We start from the raw sequence: 24,372 nt of genomic DNA, 5'->3' as shown, positions 1-24,372 counted from the left end.
TCGAAAAGCTAAGGATAGTATATGAAAGAAAATTCTTAGTTTTAGGGCATCATACTTATTTATCCCTAAGACAAATGAAAAAATCACCTTTAGCTGGGTTCCAAGGGCTCTACGCCTTTAACTCACTGGTTTTGCTGATAGCCCTAAGCAGCTGTGGAGAAACCAAACAGGAAGAAGATAAGGCGGATTCCCGCCCGAATATTATCTTCATCATGTCGGATGATCATGCATATCAGGCCTTGAGTGCCTATGATGATAAGTTGATCCAAACACCTAATATAGATCGGCTAGCAGAGGAGGGGATGCTTTTCGAGCATGCTTATGTCACCAATTCTATTTGCGCTCCCAGCAGAGCGGTGATTTTGACTGGAAAGCATAGCCATTTGAATGGGATGATGGATAATTCGGTCCGGTTTGATAGCACACAGATGACTTTTCCGAAGTTATTACAGGAGAACGGCTACCAAACGGCCATAGTAGGGAAATGGCATCTTAAGACCCAACCGACAGGTTTTGACTATTGGAGGGTATTGCCGGATCAGGGGCATTATTATAATCCTGAATTCAGAACTCCTGAGGGTCTTGTGGTCGATTCTGGGTATGTGACCGACATCATTACCGATCGCTCCATCCAATGGATCAAGGATAATAAAGAGTCCAAAAAGCCTTTTATGCTTATGTATCAGCATAAAGCTCCCCATCGTGAATGGAGCCCTAAGGAAGAACATTTCAGAGCATTTACCCAAAAGGAATTTCCGGAGCCTGCAACGCTCTTTGATGACTATGCGGGTCGCGGTACTGCCGCTAAGGAGGCTGAGATGAGGATTTCCAGCCATATGGGGGTGACTTATGATAATAAAATTAATCCTGAAATAGCAGAAAAATTGGGCCATAAGGATTTTATCTATTGGTATAAAAACGGTTATTATGAAATGCTCGCTCGGATGAACCCTTCCACAAGGGCAGCTTGGGATGAGGTATATGGCCCTATCAATGAGGAGTTTGAGCAGATGAACCCTCAGGGAGATGCGCTTACCTCCTGGAAATATCAGCGTTATATGCAGGACTACCTCGGCAGCATAGCCTCCGTGGATGATAATGTGGGACGTTTATTGGATTTTTTGGAGGAAGAAGGATTAGCAGAAAACACGATCGTCATCTATACCTCCGATCAGGGATTTTATTTAGGAGAGCATGGTTGGTTTGATAAGCGCTTTATGTATGAGGAGTCTTTCAGGACTCCATTGCTGATAAGATGGCCAGGGGTGACCCAGCCTGGATCTGTAAATGGTCAGCTGGTTCAAAACCTGGATTTTGCAGAGACCATTCTGGAAGCAGCACAAGTGAAAATCCCCGCAGAAATGCAGGGCAGAAGCTTAGTACCTCTTCTAAAAGGTGAAAAAGTGGATTGGAGAAAGGCCTTATATTATCATTATTATGAGTATCCAGGAATCCACGCAGTAAAAAGACATAATGGAATTCGGACAGATCGGTATAAGCTTATCCATTTTTACTATGACGTGGATGAATGGGAGTTGTACGATTTAGAAATGGATCCTCAGGAAATGAATAATGTATATGAGGATGCTGCCTATATGGAAGTTCGAGAAAATATGCATGAGAAACTCATAGAATTAATGCATGAATATAAAGACGAAGTGAAGGTTCCTACGAATTAACTTAGGGAAAATAGAAAGCTATAATAGGCCTGATTTTCAGGATTCAGCGGAGAGGCAGTGTGCACTAATTCAGGTGACACTGCCTCTTTTTGCAAGGTGCCAGCCTAGTAGAGATTTTTATGCAAGAAGATAGGACTTATTCTCTAATTGGAAATTTCCTTCACAAACAATAAGTAGTATATTTGACGTATTATTCGTTTTTATAATCTTTTTAAGGTTTTATGAAAAAGGTTTTATTGATTTTTGGTGGTCTTATTATTCTAGTCTATGTACTTTTGGCCACCTCTCCAATTATAATAAAAAAGTATTTTAACGCTCATTCTGAGGAGCTTATCGGTCGCAAGGCCGGGATAGAATCCCTAACTTTTAATCCATTCCAAGGGCGGCTGAGAGTAGAGAATTTTACTGTTTATGAAAAGGAAGATTCCACGGAGTTTTCGGGCTTTGGCAGTTTGGATGCTGATATTTATTTCTTAAAGCTATTAACCGGGGCCGTCGAATTTGAGCATATTTATCTTGATAGCCCTTATGTGCATACCATAAAGGACTATGACACATTTAATTTCTCTGACTTGATTCCTGAATCTGAGGAGGATAGCCTAGCTTCTGAAGAGGAGGAATCAGAGTTTGCCTTTGAGATTTATGATTTTGTATTGAGCAAGGGTTTGGTGACTTATTATGATAAGGAGATGGATCATATGGTGGAGATGGAGGACCTGTCCCTGGCCTTACCCCATTTCGGTTATGATAGTGAGTCGGCAGATATGGAGGTGGAACTGATGCTGAACCAAACGGGTAAATTAAAACTTGAAAACAATTATTTTCCTAAAACCAATAAGCTGATCGCCCATGTATCTATGGAAGGGATCGACTTGGATCTTATAGAGCCCTACCTCAAGCCGTACCTCAATTTCACAGAATTTTCGGGACATGCCGGTGGCAATATTAATATCACGGGAGATTTTTCGGATTTGCCAGAGCTCCTCCTGGACGGACAGGTATGGGCGGCTGACTTGAGCCTGCTGGATAGTGCGGCGATTCCCGCTATGAAGGCAGATTCTATATATGCCTCCCTGGCCAAAATTGATGTGCTTAAGCAGTCCTATCAGGTTTCCAGAGTTCTGGCGGATGGCATTCATATTCGATTTGATATGCTGGACAGCACCAATAGCATGATCGCCATGTTCCAGCCTCTGCTAGAGGAGGAAGATAGCGCAGCGGTGGTGACAGATAGCGTACAGTCGATAGCAGATCAATCGGACCTGTTTTATTCCCTGGATACCTTTATGATCATCAATAGCAGTGTGCTGTACAGAGATTATACTTTTGAAGATTATTTCGAATATAATATTAGTGCGATTACGGCGACCTCAGAGAAGATCAGGTCGGATAGTGAGCTTGCGGTGATTTCCAGTACCGGTCTGCTGAACGAAAAGGGGAAGTATAATGCGAATGTCAGTGTAAATCCCCAAAATCCCCTGGATTTCTCCATTGACTTTGCGGTCAAAGGATTCCAAATGGGTGATTTGAGCCCTTTTAGTTTGATGTATGCAGGCCATCCTATATTCGAAGGAGAGCTAATTTATAGCGGAAAGACCACCGTGCTGGATGGTAAAATGGAGAGTCAAAATAAATTCACCATAAATAACCTGGAAGTAGGGGATAGGGTGAGCAAAAATGTATTATATGCTCTGCCACTGAAGTTTGGCGTGTTCCTGATGAAAGACAAGAACGGAGTGGTAAATCTGGACGTACCGGTGGAAGGAAGTCTATATGATCCGCAGTTTGCGGTTTGGCCCATTGTATGGCAGGTGGTTAAGCAAAATCTAGATAAGGTAGTTTCTGCACCGGGCAAATTGCTGGCCTCTGTATTTGGCGTAAAGGAAAAAGATATACAATATATTGAATTCCAACCTTTGGATACCCTCGTTGGGGCGAGTCAGGAAAAGTCCGTCCAGCAGCTAATCGAGCTGATGCAGAAGAAATCAGGCTTGACCGTGGACTTAGAGTATTATGTGCCTGATAATATAGAAGTGAAAGCACTGGCCATGAGAGAGGCGAAAGTCAAGTATATGAAAGCTCAGCTGAATAAGGAATTGAGTTCTAGCCAGGTTCCGGAGATTGCCGATAATGATGTGCATTTCATTTCTTATATGAAGTCCACCTTAGCCATTCAGCAGCCAAATTTGGACAGTGCGTCCTTGGAAGTGGGGTCGGATAGTCTGGCGATGTTATTGGTGGATCAGCAGCATCTTCTAAGCCAGGCCTTAAGTATTGAGGAGACCCGAACGCAGGAATTGACGCAGGCTTTTGCAGAAAAAGACAGTGCGCTAGCCTCTTCGGTCCAGGTGAAGAAGCTGGAAGAAATTCCTGAGTTTCCTGTGACCAGTAGTGGATTTGTAGTGAAATTTGGGGTTAAATAGGGGATAAGTGACAAGAAATGGTACTATTAAATAGTTTCCATTCGAAAACTTTGCCAAAAAATTATATGCCAAGAATTATAAAATTTACCTAATTACTCTTTGTTTTATTTAGTATAATCTGAATTTATTCATAAAATTGAAAAGTATTTCGGTTTTGTGCGTATTCTTTAATTATATAGATATAGAAGATTGTTTAAGGTAGATGAAAATCGATAATAATTAAACACACAAAAATCAATCTTAGAGATTATTGTGATGCTTTAGAGTAAAAGCAAAGCATGGTCTCCTTTACCAATTATTTTATGAAAAAATATCTATTAGTAGTAGCAATTTTCGCCTTTTGTTCTTTGAGCTCAAGCGCTCAGGAGATCCGATTCAACGCGTATAGTTCATTTATGTTTGCTGACCAATTTGATTCTTATTGGGACGCGGGAAACAATTATTACTATAACGGAAAACTAGAAGAAGGACTCCAGTGGGGTGGTGGATTTGAATATATGGTAAATGATATGCTGGGTATAGAAGTATCTTACCTCCGTCAGGACACCAATAGCCCTACACGTTACCGATACGTGGTTGGACCAGACCAGTTCACTAATTTTGACTTGGGTCTTAATTATATCATGGTGGCTCCTACACGCTATTTCCGTGCACCGGGAAGTCCAGTGGAAGGATTTGTAGGTATGATGGGTGGGATGCTTATTGCGAGCCTCAACAATCCAGACAATGGACATAAAAACACTGTAACCAAGCTAGCTTGGGGAATTAAAGGAGGAGGAATATATTGGGCTTCTGACCGTATGGGCGTAAAATTACAGGCAGAATTGATGTCTGCTGTGCAGTCTGTCGGTGGTGGCTTCTATTTTGGCACAGGCGGCGGTGGAGCTGGTCTGAGCAGTTACTCTTCGATTTATCAGTTTGGACTAGGCGGTGGCTTGGTATTCAAACTAAAGTAAAAGGGGCAATACCCTTTTACAATTTTTACAGCAGGCATTCCACGAAAATTTTGGTGGATAGTTAAATAAGTGCGGTGAATTTCTGCTTTTGACTTTGTTTCAACACGTAAACAACCATAATATGAAAAAGTTAATTGCAGAATTTATTGGTACATTTTGGCTAGTATTGGGGGGCTGTGGCAGTGCTGTTTTGGCGGCTGGTTTCCCTGAATTAGGGATTGGCTTTGCTGGAGTAGCCTTGGCTTTTGGCCTTACAGTGCTGACGATGGCTTATGCTATTGGGCATATATCCGGCTGTCACCTGAACCCTGCTGTATCATTTGGCCTGTGGGCTGGAGGAAGATTTTCTTCCAAGGAATTATTGCCTTATATCGTCGCCCAGGTTCTTGGGGCCATTCTGGCCGCAGGTATCCTGTATATCATTGCCTCAGACAATCCGAATTTCGTTGTGGGAGGATTTGCTGCCAATGGTTTTGGAGAACACTCTCCTGGAGGTTTTGGCTTAGTCGCTGCTTTGGTGACAGAGATAGTGATGACCTTTGGCTTTCTAATTGTCATTTTAGGAGCTACCCATTCCAAGGCTCCTAAAGGATTTGCCGGGATAGCCATTGGCCTATGCCTTACCCTGATCCACCTGATCAGTATCCCAGTGACTAATACTTCTGTGAATCCCGCAAGAAGTACCAGTCAGGCGATTTTCGTTGGAGATTGGGCGATCAGTCAACTATGGTTATTCTGGGTGGCCCCGATTGTAGGTGCCATCCTTGCAGGATGGGTATATAAATACCTCTCTCCTGAAAAATAGATTTTAATTCCACCTATTGCTAAATCACCAACTAACAAGGTTTTCCTTGAAGGTTGGTGATTTTTTTGATAAAACCTTGCTCGCCTATTCGATTTTTACTTGGCTTAAATAACCCTTAATTTCAAAAAGAAATAAGCTCATTTTTAAACCTTAATTCCCTTATAATTGTAATGAATGCGCGAATTTTATTCCTCCTATTTATCATTGTTTTCCTTTACTAATAATAATATAATGACCCTCCACTTTTCCTGAAATGCACATTTTGAAGAGATAATTGTAGGGGTATTATTGCGGAATAAATCAGCGGGAATGATTATTATGAGTGATAATTTTTATAGGAATAATAGAGCGGCAAATAGGCTTGCTGAGTATTCCCATAATTTTATCTTATGTGCTCAATTAGTTCATACATGGTTTTTCGGATTAAAATTTGGCCATCTAGCATACTGCCTTTGGAGCTTCGCCTGTAGGCTGGTATATTGCATTATATCGCCTTTGAGAGAGGGCGCTTTAGGAAAACAATTAGGATTAGCCCTTGTTGAAGCCCGTTTTATGGTATTATAAAAATGGAAAAGATCCTGAATTTACAGCTAAAATATACAAGTCATGTCTAAGATTTTTACAATTGGAATCGTGGGAACCGGAGCCATCGCTCGTCAACATGCCAAAGCGATACATGACCTTCCTAATGCCCAGCTAGTGGCGGTATGCAGCTCCGATGCTCAGCGAGCCTCCGCTGCCGAACAGGACTTTGGGGTCAAGGCCTACCATGAAATGAGTGAGTTCCTAAATCATCCCCACTTGGATATGATCATCGTATGTACGGCGAGTGGCCATCATATGGAGCCCTCCATAGCAGCCGCCCAGGCAGGAATCCATGTATTGATAGAGAAGCCTATTGAGATCAGCACGGAGCGTGCAAAGATGATTGTAGAAAGCTGCGAAGATAATAGCGTAAAACTAGGGGTAATCTTTCAAAACCGCCTCAACGAAGGCTTTCAAACCCTGCTATCTGAGTTGGAAAAAGGCAGCTTAGGCCGACTGCTCATGGGTAATGCACATATCAATTGGTTTCGAAAGAAGGAGTATTATACCAGCAGCCCCTGGAAGGGAACACTTAAAGGTGATGGGGGAGGTGCTTTTATTAATCAAGGCATCCATACCATAGATTTATTACTTGCCATCATGGGTGCGCCTCGCTCAGTTTTTGGCAAAGTCAAGACGACTTTACATCCTATTGAAGGGGAGGATATTGGTGCCGCGGTGGTAGAATTTGATAATGGTGCCATGGGCAATATCACCGCTTCCACGGCCTTATATCCCGGTTACCCTGAGCGCCTGGAGATCTTTGGCTCAGAAGGAAGTGCCATCCTGGAGGGAGGGAAATTGATCGCCTTTCATTCCAAAATATCCTCTTTAAACATAGGTTACAGCAGCGCTGAATCCCAAAAAGGGACTTCAGATCCTATGGCCATTGGTCATCTATTGCATCAGGAACAAATCTCCGAATTCCTATCAGCCATAGAAAATAATACCGTACCTAAAATAGATGGACGAGAAGGTATGAAGTCACTCAGGCTTATCGAAGCAATCTATGAAAGCTCTAAAAAGGGAAGCACTATCGATTTGAACTAAGCCTTAAAGGGATGAATTGATCCTGTATCTGATGAAAGGATTTGGACTTAATACTCGCTCTTTAACATTATTTCCTGACCATCTTCTCAATAACTCCATTGTTAAAGTATCAGTCAAAAGGTTCGAGACCTTAGCAGCTATTTGGCTATTTGTTGACGTATAAAAAAGTCAACCTGTGACGTGCAAAAAATAACTTTGCTTATCACAGGTTGTTGGTATTGGTGGTTATGTCCTGGGACTCTATCGGATGGCTAGCATCTTCTAAATTATTTCCCCTTGCTATAGATTATTCCTACTTCCACGCCTCGTATTTCTGCAAGGCCTTTTAATCGTCCAATGCCAGTATATCCCGGATTGGTGTTTTTCCTGAGGTCGTCCAGCATCTGATGACCATGATCTGGTCTCATCGGGAGGTTTATTCCCCTTTCTTGCTGTACCTCGATCAAAGCTTCTATTACCTCGGCCATCGGTACATCACCAGCGAGGTGATCTGCTTCGTGGAAATTCCCTTCTTCATCTCTCAAGGTACTTCTCAAATGGATAAAATGAATATTCTCTCCAAACTGGCGTACCATACCAGGAAGGTCATTATCTGCTCTGACCCCAAAGGAACCTGTGCAAAAGGTAAGCCCATTGGATGGGGAAGGGGTCTGGCTAACGATCCGCTTCACATCGGAGGCAGTACTGACCACTCTTGGAAGACCAAACATGGGGAAGGGTGGGTCATCCGGGTGAATGGCTAATACCAGTCCGTTCTCCGCAGCGACAGGGACGATATCATCCAGAAATAGCTGAAGATGCTCTGCGAGTTTTTCGGTATCAATATCCTTATAGGTATCCAAAACTTTTTGGAAGGCTGTCAAAGAATAACCTTCTTCAGCTCCTGGAAGTCCTGCAATAATATTATTAATCAGAAGGTTTTTATCCTGCTCAGAGGCATTGTCAAGGAATTTTTTTGCACGCTCGATTACTGCTGGAGAATAATCCTTTTCGGCATTGGGTCTCTTCAGGATATAAATGTCAAAGGCTGCTAAAGCTTGAAGTTCAAATCTCAGGGCTCGAGCACCATTAGGCAATTCATAGGAAAGGTCTGTTCTGGTCCAGTCCAATACCGGCATGAAATTATAGCAGACGGTATAAATACCCTCAGCTGCCAAATTTTGAATGGACTGTTTATAATTGGCTATATATTCCAAAAATTTACCCGATCTGGTTTTGATATTTTCGTGTACAGGGATGCTCTCGACGACAGACCAGGTAAGGCCAGCCTCTTCGATTATCGCCTTTCTTTTTTGGATCTCTTCTCGTGGCCATACCTCCCCATTAGGAATATGATGCAGGGCAGAAACGATCCCCGTAGCTCCAGCCTGACGAATGTCAGCTAGACTAACGGGGTCTTTTGGACCATACCAACGCATGGTCTGTTCCATGTATAATGTATTTTTCATACTGAAATATTTATATACTATGCTGTAATTTCTTTTCTACTAACTGCTTACACGCCAGAGAAAGCACTGAATCCTCCGTCCACAGGGATTATGGTCCCTGTCACAAACTGTGAAGCATCGCTACACAAAAAGGCTAATGCGCCAAATAAATCCTCTGGATTACCAAAGCGGTCCATAGGAGTATGGCTGATGATCTGATTGCCACGGTCGGTAAGTTCTCCACCTTCTTTGGTAAGCAGGGCACGGTTTTGATCCGTAAGGAAGAATCCCGGCGCAACGGCATTTACCCGGAAGTTTTTGCCGTATTTCTGGCAGTACTCCACAGATAGCCACTTGGTAAGGTTATCAATGGCCGCTTTGGCAGAGGCATATCCCATGACTCTGGTGAGAGGGCGGGAAGCTGCCATAGAGGAAATATTGACAATACTAGCTTGAGGGTTTTTGATCAATAAAGGGGTAAAGATCTGAATGGGTAATAGCGTCCCTAAATAATTCAGCTCCATCACTTTCTTTACTTCTTCTATATCCAGGTCGGTGATTTTCTGATCAGGAGTTACGATAGCCCCCGGCATATTTCCGCCGGCCGCATTAATCAATACATCCAGCTGACCGAATTTCTTTTCCACTTGTTCGCGGGCATTTATTAAGGCCTCTTCATTGGTGACATCCGCTATCAGGGGATTGGCTTTGCCACCAGCAGACTCGATTTGTTCCACTAGATCCCTTACTTTGTTTGGGTTTCGGCCTAATATAATTACACTGGCACCTTCTCCTGCCAAAAACTGTGTAATGCTATTGCCTAGTACTCCAGTGGCTCCACTGATTAATATTATTTTGTCTTGTAATGAAAATAAAGACGACATCTTGGCTTATTTTTTATTGAAAATTAAAATAACTTTTGGCATTATTATAACAGATGTCTTGGACCATTTTGCCAAGCCACTGCTCATCTGCGGGTAGTTCTCCATTGACCACATCGCGAGCGATGAGATTACAGAGGGTTCTGCGGAAATACTCATGACGGGGGAAGCTCAGGAAGCTCCTTGAATCGGTGAGCATGCCCACGAAGCAGCTCAGTAATCCCATATTTGATAGGGCATTCATCTGCTTCTCCATCCCATCTTTTTGATCCAAAAACCACCATCCAGATCCAAACTGCACCTTACCCCGGTAGGATCCATCATTGAAATTGCCCGTCATAGTGGCCATTACCTCATTGTCGCGAGGATTTAGATTATAAAGGATGGTCTTGCAAAGCTGGTCGGACTTGTCCAATTCGTTTAGGAATTTGGAAAGTGACTCGGCTTGGCTATAGTCTCCCATGGAGTCAAATCCTGTGTCTGGACCTAATTTGGTCAACATTCTTTCATTGGTATTACGAAGTCCCCCTAGGTGAAACTGCTGAGCCCAGCCTTTGGCATGGTACATCTTACACAGAGCCAAGAGCGTTTCATATTTGAAATAACCTATCTGGTCAGTATTCAGGGACTTGCCTTGTAAAACCTGATCGAATAGTGTGTGGACATTGTATTTGCCCGAAGGGAAATAAAAGAGTTTCTCTAAGCCATGATCGGCTAATCTTCCGCCATGCAGATGGAAGAAATCTACCCTATTCGATAAGGCGGTGAGCAAGTCATCATAGTTGGAGATGCTGGTGCCGGCGGCATGGCCTAGCTTTTCGATATAGGCTTTATAGACAGCGGGGTTTTCCACTGCAAAGGATTTGTCAGGTCTGAAAGTAGGGAATAGCCCAATGGACATATTGTTTTTTGCGGCTAGTATATGGTGCTCGAGATCATCCGCAGGATCATCGGTGGTGCAGACCGTCTCCACTTTCATCTGGTTTAGGAGGGACTGGGTGCTGAAGGCATCCTGTGATAGTTGGGCGTTGGTGGCGGAATATACCTCAGCAGCGTTCCTTTCGGAGAGCAATTCATCTATGCCAAAATAGCGTAATAATTCTAAATGCGTCCAATGATAAAGGGGATTCCTCATGGTATAAGGCACTGTGAAAGCCCACTTATCAAATTTCTCCTGATCGCTAGCTTCTCCGGTGATGTATTTTTCATTGATGCCTAAGGTTCTCATGGCTCTCCACTTATAGTGATCACCGGCGAGCCAGATATCGGAGATAGTGGAGAATTTCTTATTGGAAGCCAGGGCCTCGGGAGAGAGATGACAATGATAATCGATGATAGGCATCTCCTTCGCATAATCATGGTAAAGGGTAGCTGCAAAATCCGATTGTAAGAGAAACTGGTCTGTAATGAAGGTTTTAGAAGAGCTTAATGCAGAATGAGTCATATGGGTATTCAATTTTTTTTGAAGCATCAAAAAAGAATTGTTGAGCTTCGCCAAAGGTTTAGGTTACAATTAAAGGTTCTGTCACTGCGAATTTTAGTGAGGCTGCACCAAAATAATTTATTGTATTAAATCGAGATAGTGAGAGTATAAGCCGCTCTAAGATCGATTCTCGCTAAGTAATAATAGGGAATATTAGCCTATTATATAAGGAATCTAAGCACTTTAATCACGGAATCGTTTTCGTGATAAGCAGCCCGGAATCAATGAAAAAATGGATTTATTGGGTAGTGTGAAGGGATTAATGGCTAAAAAAATTAAATTTGATATTAAATAACCGGAGAGGAATATTTTCATGAGTGGAGTTAATATAAAAAAACTAGCTGAAATTTTAAATTTAGCCCCGTCCACGGTTTCCAGAGCACTGAATGATAGTTATGAAATCAGTGACAAAACCAAGAAACGGGTGCTGGATATGGCCAAAAAAATGAATTATCAGCCCAATCCTTTTGCCAGAGGATTGCGGGAGCATAAGAGTAAAACCATCGCCATGATCATCCCTGATCTTGTCAATAATTTTTTTGCTCAGGTGATCGAGGGAGTAGAAGAGATTACTCAGGAGCATGGTTATCATCTATTGGTATATCATACGCATGAGAACCTCGAGCGGGAGAAGGAAATCGTGGCTCACCTGCTCAATGGGCGTGTGGATGGCATCATGATGTCTGTCTCGCATCAGACCAGGGAAACGGAGCATCTCATGACGATTTTCGAAAAAGGCATTCCTTTGATTTTCTTTGACCGAGTATGTGAGAGCATCCCCACCACCAAGTTTGTAACCAATGGGTATGAAAGTGGCTATGAGGTGACCAAACACCTGATAGCCCAAGGCTGTAAAAGAATCGCTTTTCTGCTGCTGTCCCGCGAAATATCCATTAGTCAACAGCGCTTGAAGGGATATATGGATGCATTGGAGGAGTCAGGGTTGGCGATGGATGAGGGCTTGGTCATCAAGTGTGAAAACTCAGATGATGAAAACTACCATATTATTAATAAGCTGCTTACCGATAAGCAGGCGCCTGACGGGATTTTAGCGGCAGTGGAAAAACTGGCGATTAGCACTTACTATGTGGTGAGAGATCTGGAGATGAATATACCTCGTGATCTGAAGTTGGCGACATTTTCTAATATGAAAATTGCTGACTTGCTCAACCCCAGCTTAACTACAATTTCTCAACCTACGCATGAATTTGGCCGTAAGGCTGCCGCTTTATTGATGAACAAACTTACTAAAAAGAATGCCCCTGACTTCAGGGATGAATTAGTGATCCTGCCCTCTAAACTCCATATCCGTAGGTCCTCTTCCAAGGCTTAGAAGTATTATTTTTGCCCTAGGGCAAAGTATTAATACTCAGTAAGAGGGATCAAAAGGAGAGAAGGCTAATGAATTAGAGGCTTGACTAGCACTTCTTAAATAGCCTAATGAAGCGAACGCATAAAAAAAGGCCACCTGATGAAAGGTGGCCTTACTTAGTTTAGGATAATGGTGAATTAATAACCAGGGTTTTGTGGGAAGGCATCTTTGCCACCAGGAATCCGGTCAATTTGATTTTGAGGAATAGGTCGCAATACGTGCGTATCCTTAATATTAGGAGCTCCTTGAGTATTGTATAGCTTCACTCTCTCCACTAGCGTACCCCATCTTACGAGGTCCATCCAGCGCTTCTGCTCACCTAATAATTCTCTAGCTCTCTCATCCATGATGAAAGTCAGGCTAAGGTCAGAAGCGGCAATTTCCATGCTGGCTTCAGCACCTGGCCAAGCGGCTCTGCGACGTACCATATTGATGGTCTCAGTGGCTTCGCTGAGCTTATTCTGCTGAAACTGAGCTTCTGCCAATAGCAGGTAAGTATCCGCTAACCTGAATACGATATAATCACGTCCACCAGCAGCTTGAGTCTTGTCCAGTCTTCCCGGATCCAGATGCTTGGTTAGGGTAGGATATAGCTTATCAGTGTACATACTTGGAGTCAGGATCTGATAAGGCTTCTTCGCCCTTTCAGCTTCCGAAATTTCATATCCAGGAATATAGATTGTGGTATCACCTAGTGCAAAATTCAAGGAAGTCTTACTCAAATCGAAAGTGGTATTATATGCACCTGGAGTATTAGAATAAAATACATCCTTGAAAGACTTCTGATACCTGCTATCAATATCCCTATTTACAAATGCCTCATTTAAGGTATAATTGGTAGGTCTGAATCTTTTCCATGGACGGCCATTTTCCACGTCCCGCTGCATACCTGGCTGGATATCATACTCCATTAGGAAATACAGGTGGGTATTATTACCGCCCCCGTTGGTTAGTGGGTCACGAGTATATTGCACACTAAAGATCACTTCATCATTGATCTCATTGCCGAAGGCATAGACATCTGCAAAATCAGGCAGTAACTGGAAGCCATAGCCATCGATTACAGCTTCGAAATAGGTCTCTGCATTGGCAAAGTCAGTACTTTCACTGGCCTCAGAGTATCCTTTGGTGAGATATACCCAACCCATAAGGTGCTCTGCTGCTGGACGCGTAGCACGACCATAATCAGTTGATTTCATAGTTGCCTCTAAATCAGGAATAGCTGATTCCAAGTCGGAAATGATCGCCTGATACATTTGGGGTACGGTGGAACGAGTCACATCCGTGGAAGGGATGATGGTTTCGGTAAGCTGAAGATCTACCCCTCCGAAATGCTGGGTGAGCAGGAAATAAAGATGCGCACGGATAAATTTTGCTTCCGCCACATATTTAGCTTTCGTGGACTCATCCAATCCAACCACGATTGGGGCTCTGTCAATTACCGCATTACAGGTATTAATCCCTCTATAGAAGTTATCCCAGACATTAGCCACATGGCCTGTTCTGGAATCAAATTGCGAAGTGTACTGGTTCATGAATTTCCAGCTTCCATCCGCTCCATTGGTATAGGTATCGGTACCAAAAACGGTGAAATTATTACCACTTTCGGTACCATAAAACGTTCTGAAGGTGCTGTAAGCAGCATTTAGCCCGTCTTTTAGCCCACTAGGGGTATTCATATAATCGTTACCTATATTCGATATCACATCTTCATCCAGCACGCCTTCGCAAGCGGGGAGACTCATAAGCCCAAGTCCAATGGAACAGCCTATTAGTAAATGTGAAAATTTATGTTTGAATCTATTGATATTCATATTTCTATAATTTTTAAATCCCACAATTAAAATTTAGCATTGATACCAAAGGTAAACGAGGTTACCGCAGGGGAGATGTTTGCATTTACTTCTCCAGCTCCTGCACCTTGCTCACCATCCAGGTAAACCTCAGGGTCTATCCCTTGATGCTTGCTTCTGTAGCTTGAAAAGATGAAGGGCTGCTGAATGCTAGAATACACTCTCAAACTGCTCATTCCCAATTTAGAAGCAATGCTCTTATCAAAATTATATCCAATGTTAATATTTCTCACCTTGATGAATGAACCATCAAAATAAGACATGGAGGACGCATACTTAGGACTTTCCTGATTTTGATTAGGTCTTGGGAATTCATTGGTAGGGTTGTCTGGAGTCCAGTAGTCCACCGCTAAGTTATTATATCGACCAAATAAGCTATTGAACTGGTCGTGGAATCTACTACGAATCATGGAACCGAATCTCCCGTAAATAAAGAAGGAGAAATCAAAGTTTTTATAATTGAATCGGTTGGTCATTCCCATCACGAAGTCTGGAACTGCCGAGCCAAGAATCTGACGGTCATCCGCATTGATCTGTCCATCACCATTGTAATCCTCCACACGTATTTCACCCACTTCATCCTCAAATGAATTAGCGAGGTCCTTCTGATCAGTCTGCCAGATGCCTATTTTTTTATAATCATAGAAAACAGTCAAAGCTTGCCCTACAAATCGTCCATTGGTAATATCATCACCATTTGGCAGTGAGAGGATTTCTTCTCTGTTTCTATTAAAGATAAAATCGGTGGTCCAAGTAAAATTACCATTGTCAATATTGGTGGTATTGATCGTCAATTCTATCCCGCGGTTCTGTGTTTCACCGATATTGGTGGTATAGCCACTGAAACCTGTGGAATTTGGCAAAGGCTGTGGAGCCAATAGATCTTTCGTAGTGGTAATATAATACTCCATGCTACCAGAGATTCGACCGGCAACTAATGAGAAGTCCAATCCAGCATTGAAGGTGGTGGAAGTTTCCCAACGAAGATCAGGATTACCGATAGTATTTGGACCATATCCGAATGCCGGGGTATTGTCATAGGCATAAGTGGTTCGTCCTAAAAGTGCCTGGGTCTGATAAGGATCGATGGCTTGGTTTCCAATAGAACCATAACTCACACGCAGCTTCAGCTGATCAAAGGTTTTATTGGACTTGAAGAAAGGCTCATCAGTAATATTCCATCCTACAGCCACTGAAGGGAAGTAAGCGAACTTATTGTTTGCTCCAAACTTCGAAGAACCATCAGCTCTTACTGTTCCAGTTACGAGGATCTTTCCTTTGTAATCATAGTTTAATCTACCCATAAAAGATAATAATGACCATTGCTCAAGATAAGTATTGGCAAGTGTGATCTGGCTTGCATCGCCTAAGCGATTATAAGATTGAGATTCGGCAGGGATACCCTGTACATTTAGCATGGTTTCTTCAAGGTTGTCTTTTTGTATAGACTGAAGTCCTGTGAATTTCAGATTATGGTCATCAGCGATGGAGCGCTCATAGGTAATTACGTTCTCTAAAGTATAGTTGAATATGAAATTTTCATCAATACTTCCTGTTGGATCGCCACCTCTACGAGCATTGGTTTGGGAACCTGTAAATCTGCCGTTTCTATCAATGGTGATATCAGGGCCAAAATTCACTCTATAAGTCAATCCTTTTACAATCTTCCACTCACCATAGACACTATTGAAAATTCTATATCGCTTGGTAAGATCGATATTAGCACCTGGCACTATTTCGGCGAGAGGGTTAGTTCTCAATCCATCAGAAGTAGGAAGGAAGATAAGATTACCCTCTTCATCGTAGGCCTTGCCCAAAGGATTCTCCTGCATAGCTCCTCCGATAGGGTTGAAATTTTCACCATTTCTCTCACTGTAAGAAATCAAGGTGGAAGTACCAAATCTTACTTTATCATTGATCTTATGATCAATATTAGCGCGGAAATTATACCGTGTATAATCCTGGCTTTTCACGACTCCTTTGTCTTGAAAGAATCCACCAGACACAAAAAACTGAGTTTTTTCATTTCCTCCAGATACCGATACTTGTTGGTTTTGGATGATGCCTGTGCGTAATAATTGATCCACATAGTCGGTGGTTCGGCCTTGAGCGATACCATCCAATTCGACAGGTTCGAAGAGGGCCTCATCAGCTGCGGCCGTGGCAGGGCCTTCAGGATAGTTTCCTGTGGCTCTTCTGGACTCTCTTTTGTATTCTGCAAAACCTGGCCCATCAAATACCTGAATGGTTCCCAGTGACTTATTAAACCCATAATAAGAGTTGATGGAAACTTCTGTTTTGCCAGATTTACCGCGTTTGGTAGTTACTAATACCACGCCATTGGCACCTCTGGATCCATAAATGGCCGTTGCAGAGGCATCTTTTAGGATTTCCATGGAGGTAATGTCATTTGGGTTAATATCGCTAATACCTCCTACCGTAGGGATACCATCCACCACATAGAGTGGTTCGTTGCTTGCATTGAAGGATCTTCTACCTCTGATCCTTACTTGCGGAGATGCACCTGGCTTACTTCCTGGAGAGGTGACATCCACACCAGAGGAGCGACCTTGGAGTGCTTGTCGAGCATCTGTGATCGGCTGATCAGTGATGTCCTTGGAGCTGACTGAGGAGATGGCTCCGGTCAATTGGCTCTTCTTTACACTACCATAACCTACCACCACGATTTCATCCAAATCAGAAACATCGGGATCAAGGGAAACGGTAATAGTTGATTGGTTGCCCACTTTTACTTCATGGGTCTTATAGCCAATAAAAGAAAACTGAAGGGTGTTTTCCGGACTGGCAGAGATGGTGAAATTACCATCTAGGTCGGCGGCTGTACCAGTAGTGGTACCTTTTACCAGGACTGCTGCTCCTGGAATGGGTTGTCCATTCTCGTCATTTATGGTTCCTTTCACCTGGACGTTCTGTCCAAAGGAATAGAAACTCATAAGCACCAGGAACATAAGAATTCCTACACTTTTGTAGTTCTTTACTCGCATAAGTTATTTGGTTTATTGTTAATTATAAGGGTTCTGAAAAGTGCAAATACTACCACCTATGGGTAATATTATACTTTTCCGTGGATTAAATTAGGTACTCTAATGTACCTTTTCAAGGAGGATTTTGAATTTATTTACGCAATCGATTCCGTGATTTATATTTGGCAGGGGTAATAGCTAGCGGTAATAAATTGATATAATTGGATAATAATGTAGATGAATGTTTTGTCGAATATAGTGTAAAGGAATTAGAATAATAGCGAGTCTATGAAAAATAGGATTTTTGGAGGGTATAGATGGCAGGTGGTGGCGGTATTGTTCCTGGCGACTGCCATAAAGTATATCGATAGGAATGTCCTTTCTTTCACAATGATTGATGAAAGTTTTCGAAGAGAACTGCTTGGCCTTCCGATAGATGAGCCTTTGACTAGCGCTTTAATTAATTCATTTAAAATCAAAATGGGCTATGTGGATGCCAGTTTCAAGGCGGCATATGCGCTGGGTTTTGTCATCATGGGATACCTGATGGATCGCTTGCGTGTGCGCAAAGGTTATTCGCTAGCCATTGGCCTTTGGAGTTTAGCCGCTTTGGCTACTGCTTTTGTGGGAAATTTCAGGAGTTTATCTATCGCCCGCTTTGGCTTCGGCTTTGGGGAATCGGCCAATTTTCCTGCGGCCATAAAGACCATCGCTGAATGGTTTCCTAAAAAAGAACGTGGTTTAGCCACAGGTATTTATAATGCTGGCGCCAATATGGGGATACTGGCCACCGTATTCCTTGTCCCTTTCATGATTAGCAATTTCGGATGGAAAGCCAGCTTTCTCATGACTGGATTTCTTGGATTAATCTTATTGACGCTATGGCGTTGGGTCTATTACGAACCAAATCAGCATCCATATATTCGTCAAGAGGAATTGGATCATATTCATTCTGATCAGGATATGGCTGCAAAAAGGACCTTGAGATGGAGGGAATTCATAAAACATCGAGGAGCCTGGGCGGTGGCTATTGGTAAATTCCTCACGGATCCTATCTGGTGGTTTTACCTGACCTGGCTGCCCGATTTCTTCAATAGCAATGAGGCATTAGATACCAAATTAGAATTAACGGGGCTAGCTTTACCTTTTATAGTTATTTATCTGAGCTCGGATATAGGGAGTATATTCTTTGGATGGCTTTCAGGTAAGTTTTTGGCGATGGGATGGTCGGTGAATAAAAGTCGAAAAACCACCTTATTGATTTGTGCTCTATTAGTGATTCCGCTAATGCTGGCGGCATTGACCTCTAATATATATATTGCTATCCCTCTGGTGGCCCTTGCTGCAGCCGCACATCAAGGCTGGTCTGCGACTATCCTGACACTCTCTTCTGATATTTTCCCCAAAGCGGTCGTGGGCTCCGTGGTGGGCATTGCCGGAATGGTCGGGGCAATAGGGGGGACTATCTTTGCGGCCTTGGCCGGCTGGATAATTGTGATATATGGGTACTTCCCACTATTTGTTTTTGCTTCTTCGGCTTACCTTTTGGCCTTCCTGGCGGTGCATCTGTTAGTGCCCACCATCCAAAGGCAGAAGGGGTAAAGTCAATCACCTTAAACTCAGTATTAACCAAGGTTTAAAATGATTGACTTTAGGTTGATTATTTGAATTTGTCAGCAGTATGATAGGCTTCTATTAAAGCAGCTTCTCCCTCTTTTCCAGGCTGGGCATTTCCATGTTCCATGCCACAGATCCCTTTAAAGCCTTTTTCGTCGATCCATTTGAATACATTCAAATAATTTATTTCTCCTGTTCCGGGTTCTTTTCTTCCCGGATTATCGCCGATTTGGATATAGGCTATTTCATCCCAGCAGAGTTCCATATTGGCGATTAGGTTGCCTTCATTTCGCTGCATATGATAGATATCATATAGGATCTTTACCGCAGGGCTATCGACAGCCTTACAGATCATATAGGATTGGTTAGAATGGCGCAGATAAAGGTCAGGATTATCGCTCAATGGCTCCATAACCATGGTCAGGCCATGTGGCTCTAGTACCTCGGCACCACGGCGGTAGGCCTCGATGATATTAGAGGTCTGCTGGTCCATAGGTAGTTTTCTTTCGAAGTATCCAGGTACCACCGTCATCCATTTGGCATTGACTACTTTGGCTAGCTCAGCAGCTTTTTCGCACTCCTGGACGAAGGCATCGATGTATTCCTGCTTTCCAGTGGTCAGGGCGACTTTCCAATTGAATCCGGGGTCAATGACAAATACTCCCATCTGCATCCCGTTTTTTTCCAAGGCTGCACCGATTCGCTTTTGATCCTCTGGGCTACGCTTCATTAATCCATTGTCCTCCAGCGCTGGGAATCCTTGCTCGGCCATAAAATTGATTTGATCTACATAGTCATCCCCAGCATGATGCTTAAACATCCCAAAGTGTGGTGCATAATTGAGGTTAAAATCCCGCCTAATAGGTTCAGATTGGCTTTGGGCGAAGCTAATTCCCCCCGTAAAAGTGGCTAAGGCGCCGCTAGCTGCAGCTTTTTTTAAAAAACTTCTTCTTGGGTTGTTTTGATGTTCCATTGTTTTTAAGTTGGGTTTTTTAATTGTAGGTTATTTGGCTTTTTTGAGAATTAACAAAAGCTTCCTAATATAAGGACTAAGCTAAGCTTAGACAAATAATTATTATAGTTAATAGAAGTAGTATTTCTTATAGGTATCAAAGGATCTCGCCAGTCTAAATGGACTTGAAGCCTCTTAATAGGCTATATAAGAGGGCTTTCGATCGGAAGGAGAGGGCATATAGCTAGAATAGGCTTTTAAGAATTAACTTTTCGACTTGGGTTTAGCTTACGTCTTCAATTTTTAAATGGTAAATTTAGAGGTATAAATGGACCAATATGAATAGAATAGACCGCCTGACGGCCATACTTACTCATCTGCAAAGCAAGCGCACAGTAAAGGCGCAAACCCTTTCCGATCGGTTTCAGGTTTCGTTGCGGACCATTTATAGAGATATTCGATCTCTCGAAGAGGCTGGAGTGCCCATAATTGGTGAAGCGGGGCAAGGCTATTCCCTGGTGGATGGCTATCGTCTGCCTCCGGTGATGTTTACTTCTGAGGAGGCTACCGCTTTTGTATTGGCTGAGAAGATCGTGGAAAATATCTCCGATCCGTCCACCATGATCCATTTCCGAAATGCCATGATCAAACTGCGCTCCGTATTGCCACAGAAGGAAAAGGACCTTACAGATCAAATGGATAATGTCATCTCCATTCGAAAAACCCCTTATTCCACCTCCAATGCCTCCAAACCCCAATCTATTCCCGTCCTGCTGGAAGCCATCACCCAAAAGAAGCTATGTCAACTGCACTATGCCGCAAGGGGAAATGAGGTGTCGGAAAGGCTCATTGAGCCGCTTGGAGTGTATTACCATTTTGACCAATGGTACCTGGTTGCTTTTTGCCAGCTTAGAGCGGATTACCGGACTTTCAGAATTGACCGCTTTGTAGGCCTTAGCATTCTTCAGGAATGCTTCGAACCCAATCATTTCAATTTGCAGGAATACCTGGATAGGATCAAGGAAAATGGTCAACTGAGTAAAATTGTGTGTAGGGTGGATCAGGAAGTTTGGCCCTACCTGGCCAAAGAGAAATACGATTATGGTCTGGTCGATGAAACCACCATTGATGATAAAATCCAAATGACCTTTTTAGTGAGTAGGGAGGATGACTTCGCAAGATGGTTTATTATGGTGGCTGAATACGCAGATTTGATTTCTCCATCTCACCTAAGGAAATACGTAAAGGAAAAAATCCTTCTAAAATTGCGTCGCACCGATAATTAATGATTGAAAGTATGGTTGGATTCCATGACCATTTTTCATAACCACCATTTTTTCATTGTGTTCCTTTAGGATTTCGCCTAATTTATTTACGGTCTGCCACATTCGTACTTCATTGATATTGCCTATGAATATTTCATTTTCATGATCGGTAAATGAGATCTGCATTTCGATAAATTATATCAATTAGAATTTATTTGGATTAAATCTAAATAGATATACTTTTGTAGAGTTATCTTTAATTAATCTAAATAATGAATCGAGCACTTAGCCTATTTTTGATCATCATCGCTTTCATCAGCTGTACAAATAAGCCTCAAGAGGAGCAGGCCGAAAAGGAAGCCAGTAACAGCTCCCAGAAAATCATCACCGCGGGAGGCACGCTCACGGAGATAGTCTATGCACTGGGGCACGGTGGAGATATCATCGCAACAGACCGTACCAGCACCTATCCTAATAGCATGCAGGAGCTTCCTTCCATAGGCTACCGGAATCAGATTCAAGCCGAGGGTATTCTTTCCCTAAGCCCAGATCAGGTCATCATAGAGGAAGGCTATCTAAATAATGATGTGGTGAGTCAGCTTAAGAATAGTGGGAAATCCATTCATGAAAAACATAAGCCACAAAATCCCGAAGAAGCAGTACAATTGATAACAGACTTAGGCCTATTATTAAATGAGCAGGATAAGGCGCAGTCATTAATTGTCCAATTGCAGCAGGATTTGGCGAAATTATCAGCGATGAAGGAAGGAGATGGAAGAAGGCCAAGCGTGGCATTTATCATGTCTCACGGGCCAGAGATGGTGTTTTTGGCAGGTAGGGAGTCCTTTGCGGAGGGCATGATCACTTTGGCTGGGGGACAAATGGTGGCCGTGGATTTTACAGGACTGAAGCCCCTTAGCCCAGAGGCTCTGCCGGCATTAAACCCTGATTATATCTTATTATTCGAATCCGGCTTTCAGGCAGCTGGGGGTAAGGAAGGCCTGAAGTCAATCCAGGGAATCACTGAAACCACAGCCTGGAGGAGCAATCAGCTGATCGCCATGGATGGACATTATCTTTCGGGATTTGGCCCAAGGCTTGGGCAGGCAGCGATCGAATTATTCCAAAAAATCCATCCTTAATCAGCCATGCAGCTATCCCTTTATCTTTCTACCCGCTCGAGTCATCGCAAAATGGCCTTGGCAATTATTGGCAGTGTGCTGCTGGTGGCGATTATGCTATCGCTAGTGACAGGGGCCTACCCCATCACTGCCTCTGAGGTGCTCGGGATTTTTGCTCATAAGTTAGGGATGCCTGTCAGCCATTTGGCTGCCGAAAAAATGAATGTCCTCTGGACCATCAGGTTACCGCGTGTGTTATTGGCAATCGTGGTAGGGGGTAGCCTGGCTGTAGCGGGGGTCTGCCTTCAGGGGCTTTTTAGAAATCCCCTGGTGGAGCCGGCAATTATTGGAGTGAGCTCAGGCAGCGCTTTATTTGCCGTAATTATAATTGTGTTTTCTAGTTCCATCGGTTGGCAGTTGCAGTCTTTTATAGGCGTATTTGCTTTGCCATTGTCGGCTTTTGTTGGCGGCTTGCTCAACACCATTTTGGTGTATAAGCTTGCCAGCAAAGCCGGCAAAACCGATATCGCTATTTTGATACTTGCTGGTGTGGCCATGAATGCACTTTCGGGTGCACTCATCGGCTTAGCCATCTATTTTGGTGATGACAATGCCATTAGGAATTTCACCTTTTGGAGCTTAGGAAGTCTAGGTGGAGCCAGCTGGACTAAACTATATATTGTGGGCACCTTGATCATTATTTCCAGTCTGATTATGTTATCCTTTCCCCGGGCATTGAATGCCTTTGCCTTAGGAGAATCAGAGGCTTTTCATATGGGAATCGATGTCCAAAAAGTAAAAATGACGCTTTTGGTCTTCAGCGCTCTGGCCGTAGGCGCTGGCGTATCCGTGACTGGCGCCATTGGATTTGTAGGTTTGGTGGTTCCGCATCTGGTGAGAATGGTGCTGGGTGCGGACCATCATACCTTACTTCCCGCTTCGTTTCTCGTTGGGGCAATACTGATGCTGGGCTCCGATATCCTAGCCAGGGTCCTGGTGGCTCCTGCGGAATTATCGGTTGGCATCATCACAGCGCTGATTGGTGCTCCCTTTTTTCTGTATATTCTATTGAACTTCAAAAGCAAGCGGACGATATGATCCAAACCACAGCATTGACCTATTCGATTCAACATAAAGCCATTTTGGAGCCTATCAACCTGACCGTTCATCCTGGGGAGCTGCTCGTGGTATTAGGGCCAAATGGCGCTGGAAAATCTACCTTACTCAAGCTTCTCACTGGAGAAACCACTGCATGCGGCGGAGACCTATCGATCAATTCCCTGCCGCTACAGACATTGACTGCCGTCCAAATGGCGATGTTGCGAGCGGTGATGCCTCAGCATAGTCAGGTAAGTTTCTCCTATACTGCCTTGGAGGTAATTGCCTTGGGGATGCTTTCCCATCAGAAAAATAGCCGGTCGTATGAGCTGATGGAGGAGGTCATGGGCCTCACAGAGACCAGGGAATTTGCCTATCGGCAGATGGAGGAGCTTTCGGGCGGTGAGAAACAGCGCGTGCACCTTGCTCGGGTTTTATTACAAATCTGGGAAGACAAGCCAAACCCTAGATACCTCTTTCTTGATGAACCAACCTCCAGCATGGATATTGCCCAGCAGCATCAAGTTCTGAAACTTGTCCAGAAGGTAAAGCATAAGAATATTGGAGTATTAGCAATAGTCCATGACCTCAACTTAGCCGCGCAATATGCCGATAAGGTTCTATTATTAAATAAAGGGAGGGCTCTTCATTATGGGCCACGCTTAGAGGTGATGACTTCGCAAAAGCTTACTGAGGTCTTTGACCACCCTATATCGGTAATAAATCACCCTTTATATGCACAAGACATCATTATTACCTCAGAAACCCGAGTACAACAACAAGAAAAACAATTTAAATACGCATCCATAAAAACAGCATAA

At 43.2% G+C, this 24,372-nt stretch carries 17 protein-coding genes; 11 read left to right on the top strand and 6 right to left on the bottom strand.

From position 1 onward, the window contains the following. Positions 1-74 precede the first annotated feature (74 nt). The 5 genes from B050_RS0112405 to B050_RS0112385 all read left to right on the top strand — a co-directional run bounded on the left by B050_RS0112405 (position 75) and on the right by B050_RS0112385 (position 7,498). A complete protein-coding gene (locus tag B050_RS0112405) occupies positions 75-1,679 on the top strand; it encodes a sulfatase family protein (protein ID WP_018474246.1) in 1,605 nt (534 codons plus the stop codon). A 221-nt stretch (positions 1,680-1,900) separates the two neighbouring features. Beyond that, on the top strand, positions 1,901-4,102 hold the full coding sequence (locus tag B050_RS0112400) for a DUF748 domain-containing protein (RefSeq protein ID WP_018474245.1): 2,202 nt from the start codon (positions 1,901-1,903) through the stop codon (positions 4,100-4,102). A 302-nt stretch (positions 4,103-4,404) separates the two neighbouring features. Next, positions 4,405-5,058, top strand: coding sequence for a hypothetical protein (locus B050_RS0112395; RefSeq protein WP_026235848.1), 654 nt, complete (start codon positions 4,405-4,407; stop codon positions 5,056-5,058). Positions 5,059-5,179: 121 nt separating this feature from the next. Continuing rightward, positions 5,180-5,863: an aquaporin Z gene (gene aqpZ / locus B050_RS0112390; RefSeq protein WP_018474243.1), complete on the top strand. Its 684-nt coding sequence runs from the start codon at positions 5,180-5,182 to the stop codon at positions 5,861-5,863. Positions 5,864-6,469: 606 nt separating this feature from the next. After that, entirely contained in the window at positions 6,470-7,498 is a 1,029-nt protein-coding gene (locus B050_RS0112385) for a Gfo/Idh/MocA family protein (RefSeq protein ID WP_018474242.1), read from the top strand. A 266-nt stretch (positions 7,499-7,764) separates the two neighbouring features. On the opposite strand, the gene uxuA is transcribed toward B050_RS0112385, so the two are convergent. The 3 genes from uxuA to uxaC are packed head-to-tail and all read right to left on the bottom strand — an operon-like array spanning position 7,765 to position 11,250. After that, positions 7,765-8,946, bottom strand: a complete 1,182-nt coding sequence (uxuA, locus tag B050_RS0112380; protein WP_018474241.1) for a mannonate dehydratase — start codon at positions 8,944-8,946, stop codon at positions 7,765-7,767. Positions 8,947-8,993: 47 nt separating this feature from the next. After that, positions 8,994-9,809 (bottom strand): SDR family oxidoreductase, encoded by an 816-nt coding sequence (locus tag B050_RS0112375; protein ID WP_018474240.1) that lies wholly within the window; start codon positions 9,807-9,809, stop codon positions 8,994-8,996. A gap of 13 nt (positions 9,810-9,822) precedes the next feature. Then, positions 9,823-11,250 (bottom strand): glucuronate isomerase, encoded by a 1,428-nt coding sequence (gene uxaC / locus B050_RS0112370; RefSeq protein WP_026235847.1) that lies wholly within the window; start codon positions 11,248-11,250, stop codon positions 9,823-9,825. 352 nt (positions 11,251-11,602) lie between these two features. Between uxaC and B050_RS0112365 the strand changes: the two genes are divergently transcribed. Then, on the top strand, positions 11,603-12,622 hold the full coding sequence (locus B050_RS0112365) for a LacI family DNA-binding transcriptional regulator (RefSeq protein WP_018474238.1): 1,020 nt from the start codon (positions 11,603-11,605) through the stop codon (positions 12,620-12,622). A gap of 176 nt (positions 12,623-12,798) precedes the next feature. On the opposite strand, the gene B050_RS0112360 is transcribed toward B050_RS0112365, so the two are convergent. Then, entirely contained in the window at positions 12,799-14,475 is a 1,677-nt protein-coding gene (locus B050_RS0112360; RefSeq protein WP_026235846.1) for a RagB/SusD family nutrient uptake outer membrane protein, read from the bottom strand. 26 nt (positions 14,476-14,501) lie between these two features. Next, complete coding sequence (locus B050_RS0112355; protein ID WP_026235845.1) at positions 14,502-17,519, bottom strand: SusC/RagA family TonB-linked outer membrane protein; 3,018 nt, start codon at positions 17,517-17,519, stop codon at positions 14,502-14,504. Positions 17,520-17,786: 267 nt separating this feature from the next. On the opposite strand from B050_RS0112355, the gene B050_RS0112350 reads away from it, so the two are divergent. After that, positions 17,787-19,100, top strand: coding sequence for an MFS transporter (locus B050_RS0112350; RefSeq protein WP_018474235.1), 1,314 nt, complete (start codon positions 17,787-17,789; stop codon positions 19,098-19,100). A 58-nt stretch (positions 19,101-19,158) separates the two neighbouring features. Here the strand turns inward: B050_RS0112350 and B050_RS0112345 are convergent, their stop codons facing one another. Then, positions 19,159-20,088: a hydroxypyruvate isomerase family protein gene (locus B050_RS0112345; protein ID WP_018474234.1), complete on the bottom strand. Its 930-nt coding sequence runs from the start codon at positions 20,086-20,088 to the stop codon at positions 19,159-19,161. Positions 20,089-20,405: 317 nt separating this feature from the next. Here B050_RS0112345 and B050_RS0112340 point away from each other — a divergent pair, with 317 nt between their 5' ends. From B050_RS0112340 to B050_RS0112320, 4 genes are all read left to right on the top strand, one after another. Further along, positions 20,406-21,353 carry a helix-turn-helix transcriptional regulator gene (locus B050_RS0112340; RefSeq protein ID WP_018474233.1) on the top strand — a complete coding sequence of 316 codons (948 nt, stop codon included), beginning with the start codon at positions 20,406-20,408 and terminating at the stop codon, positions 21,351-21,353. A 251-nt stretch (positions 21,354-21,604) separates the two neighbouring features. Further along, a complete protein-coding gene (locus B050_RS0112330; RefSeq protein ID WP_018474231.1) occupies positions 21,605-22,474 on the top strand; it encodes a heme/hemin ABC transporter substrate-binding protein in 870 nt (289 codons plus the stop codon). Between the two features lie 6 nt (positions 22,475-22,480). Then, entirely contained in the window at positions 22,481-23,551 is a 1,071-nt protein-coding gene (locus B050_RS0112325; RefSeq protein ID WP_026235844.1) for a FecCD family ABC transporter permease, read from the top strand. After that, positions 23,548-24,372, top strand: a complete 825-nt coding sequence (locus tag B050_RS0112320) for a heme ABC transporter ATP-binding protein (protein WP_018474229.1) — start codon at positions 23,548-23,550, stop codon at positions 24,370-24,372. Before B050_RS0112325 ends, B050_RS0112320 begins: the two co-directional genes overlap by 4 nt.

It is taken from the genome of Echinicola pacifica DSM 19836, assembly GCF_000373245.1.
Classification (GTDB): Bacteria; Bacteroidota; Bacteroidia; order Cytophagales; family Cyclobacteriaceae; genus Echinicola; species Echinicola pacifica.
Note: the sequence above shows the minus strand (reverse complement) of the source record. Positions and strands in the feature narration are given on the sequence as shown.

Bases quoted from the DNA above. Each gene is read 5' to 3' on its own strand.
- B050_RS0112340 (WP_018474233.1), top strand. From the start codon at position 20,406: ATGAATAGAATAGACCGCCTGACGGCCATACTTACTCATCTGCAAAGC.
- B050_RS0112385 (WP_018474242.1), top strand. From the start codon at position 6,470: ATGTCTAAGATTTTTACAATTGGAATCGTGGGAACCGGAGCCATCGCT.
- B050_RS0112320 (WP_018474229.1), top strand. From the start codon at position 23,548: ATGATCCAAACCACAGCATTGACCTATTCGATTCAACATAAAGCCATT.
- uxuA (WP_018474241.1), bottom strand. From the start codon at position 8,946: ATGAAAAATACATTATACATGGAACAGACCATGCGTTGGTATGGTCCA.
- B050_RS0112400 (WP_018474245.1), top strand. From the start codon at position 1,901: ATGAAAAAGGTTTTATTGATTTTTGGTGGTCTTATTATTCTAGTCTAT.
- aqpZ (WP_018474243.1), top strand. From the start codon at position 5,180: ATGAAAAAGTTAATTGCAGAATTTATTGGTACATTTTGGCTAGTATTG.
- B050_RS0112375 (WP_018474240.1), bottom strand. From the start codon at position 9,809: ATGTCGTCTTTATTTTCATTACAAGACAAAATAATATTAATCAGTGGA.
- B050_RS0112360 (WP_026235846.1), bottom strand. From the start codon at position 14,475: ATGAATATCAATAGATTCAAACATAAATTTTCACATTTACTAATAGGC.
- B050_RS0112330 (WP_018474231.1), top strand. From the start codon at position 21,605: ATGAATCGAGCACTTAGCCTATTTTTGATCATCATCGCTTTCATCAGC.
- B050_RS0112325 (WP_026235844.1), top strand. From the start codon at position 22,481: ATGCAGCTATCCCTTTATCTTTCTACCCGCTCGAGTCATCGCAAAATG.
- B050_RS0112345 (WP_018474234.1), bottom strand. From the start codon at position 20,088: ATGGAACATCAAAACAACCCAAGAAGAAGTTTTTTAAAAAAAGCTGCA.
- B050_RS0112395 (WP_026235848.1), top strand. From the start codon at position 4,405: ATGAAAAAATATCTATTAGTAGTAGCAATTTTCGCCTTTTGTTCTTTG.
- B050_RS0112405 (WP_018474246.1), top strand. From the start codon at position 75: ATGAAAAAATCACCTTTAGCTGGGTTCCAAGGGCTCTACGCCTTTAAC.
- uxaC (WP_026235847.1), bottom strand. From the start codon at position 11,250: ATGACTCATTCTGCATTAAGCTCTTCTAAAACCTTCATTACAGACCAG.
- B050_RS0112355 (WP_026235845.1), bottom strand. From the start codon at position 17,519: ATGCGAGTAAAGAACTACAAAAGTGTAGGAATTCTTATGTTCCTGGTG.
- B050_RS0112365 (WP_018474238.1), top strand. From the start codon at position 11,603: ATGAGTGGAGTTAATATAAAAAAACTAGCTGAAATTTTAAATTTAGCC.
- B050_RS0112350 (WP_018474235.1), top strand. From the start codon at position 17,787: ATGAAAAATAGGATTTTTGGAGGGTATAGATGGCAGGTGGTGGCGGTA.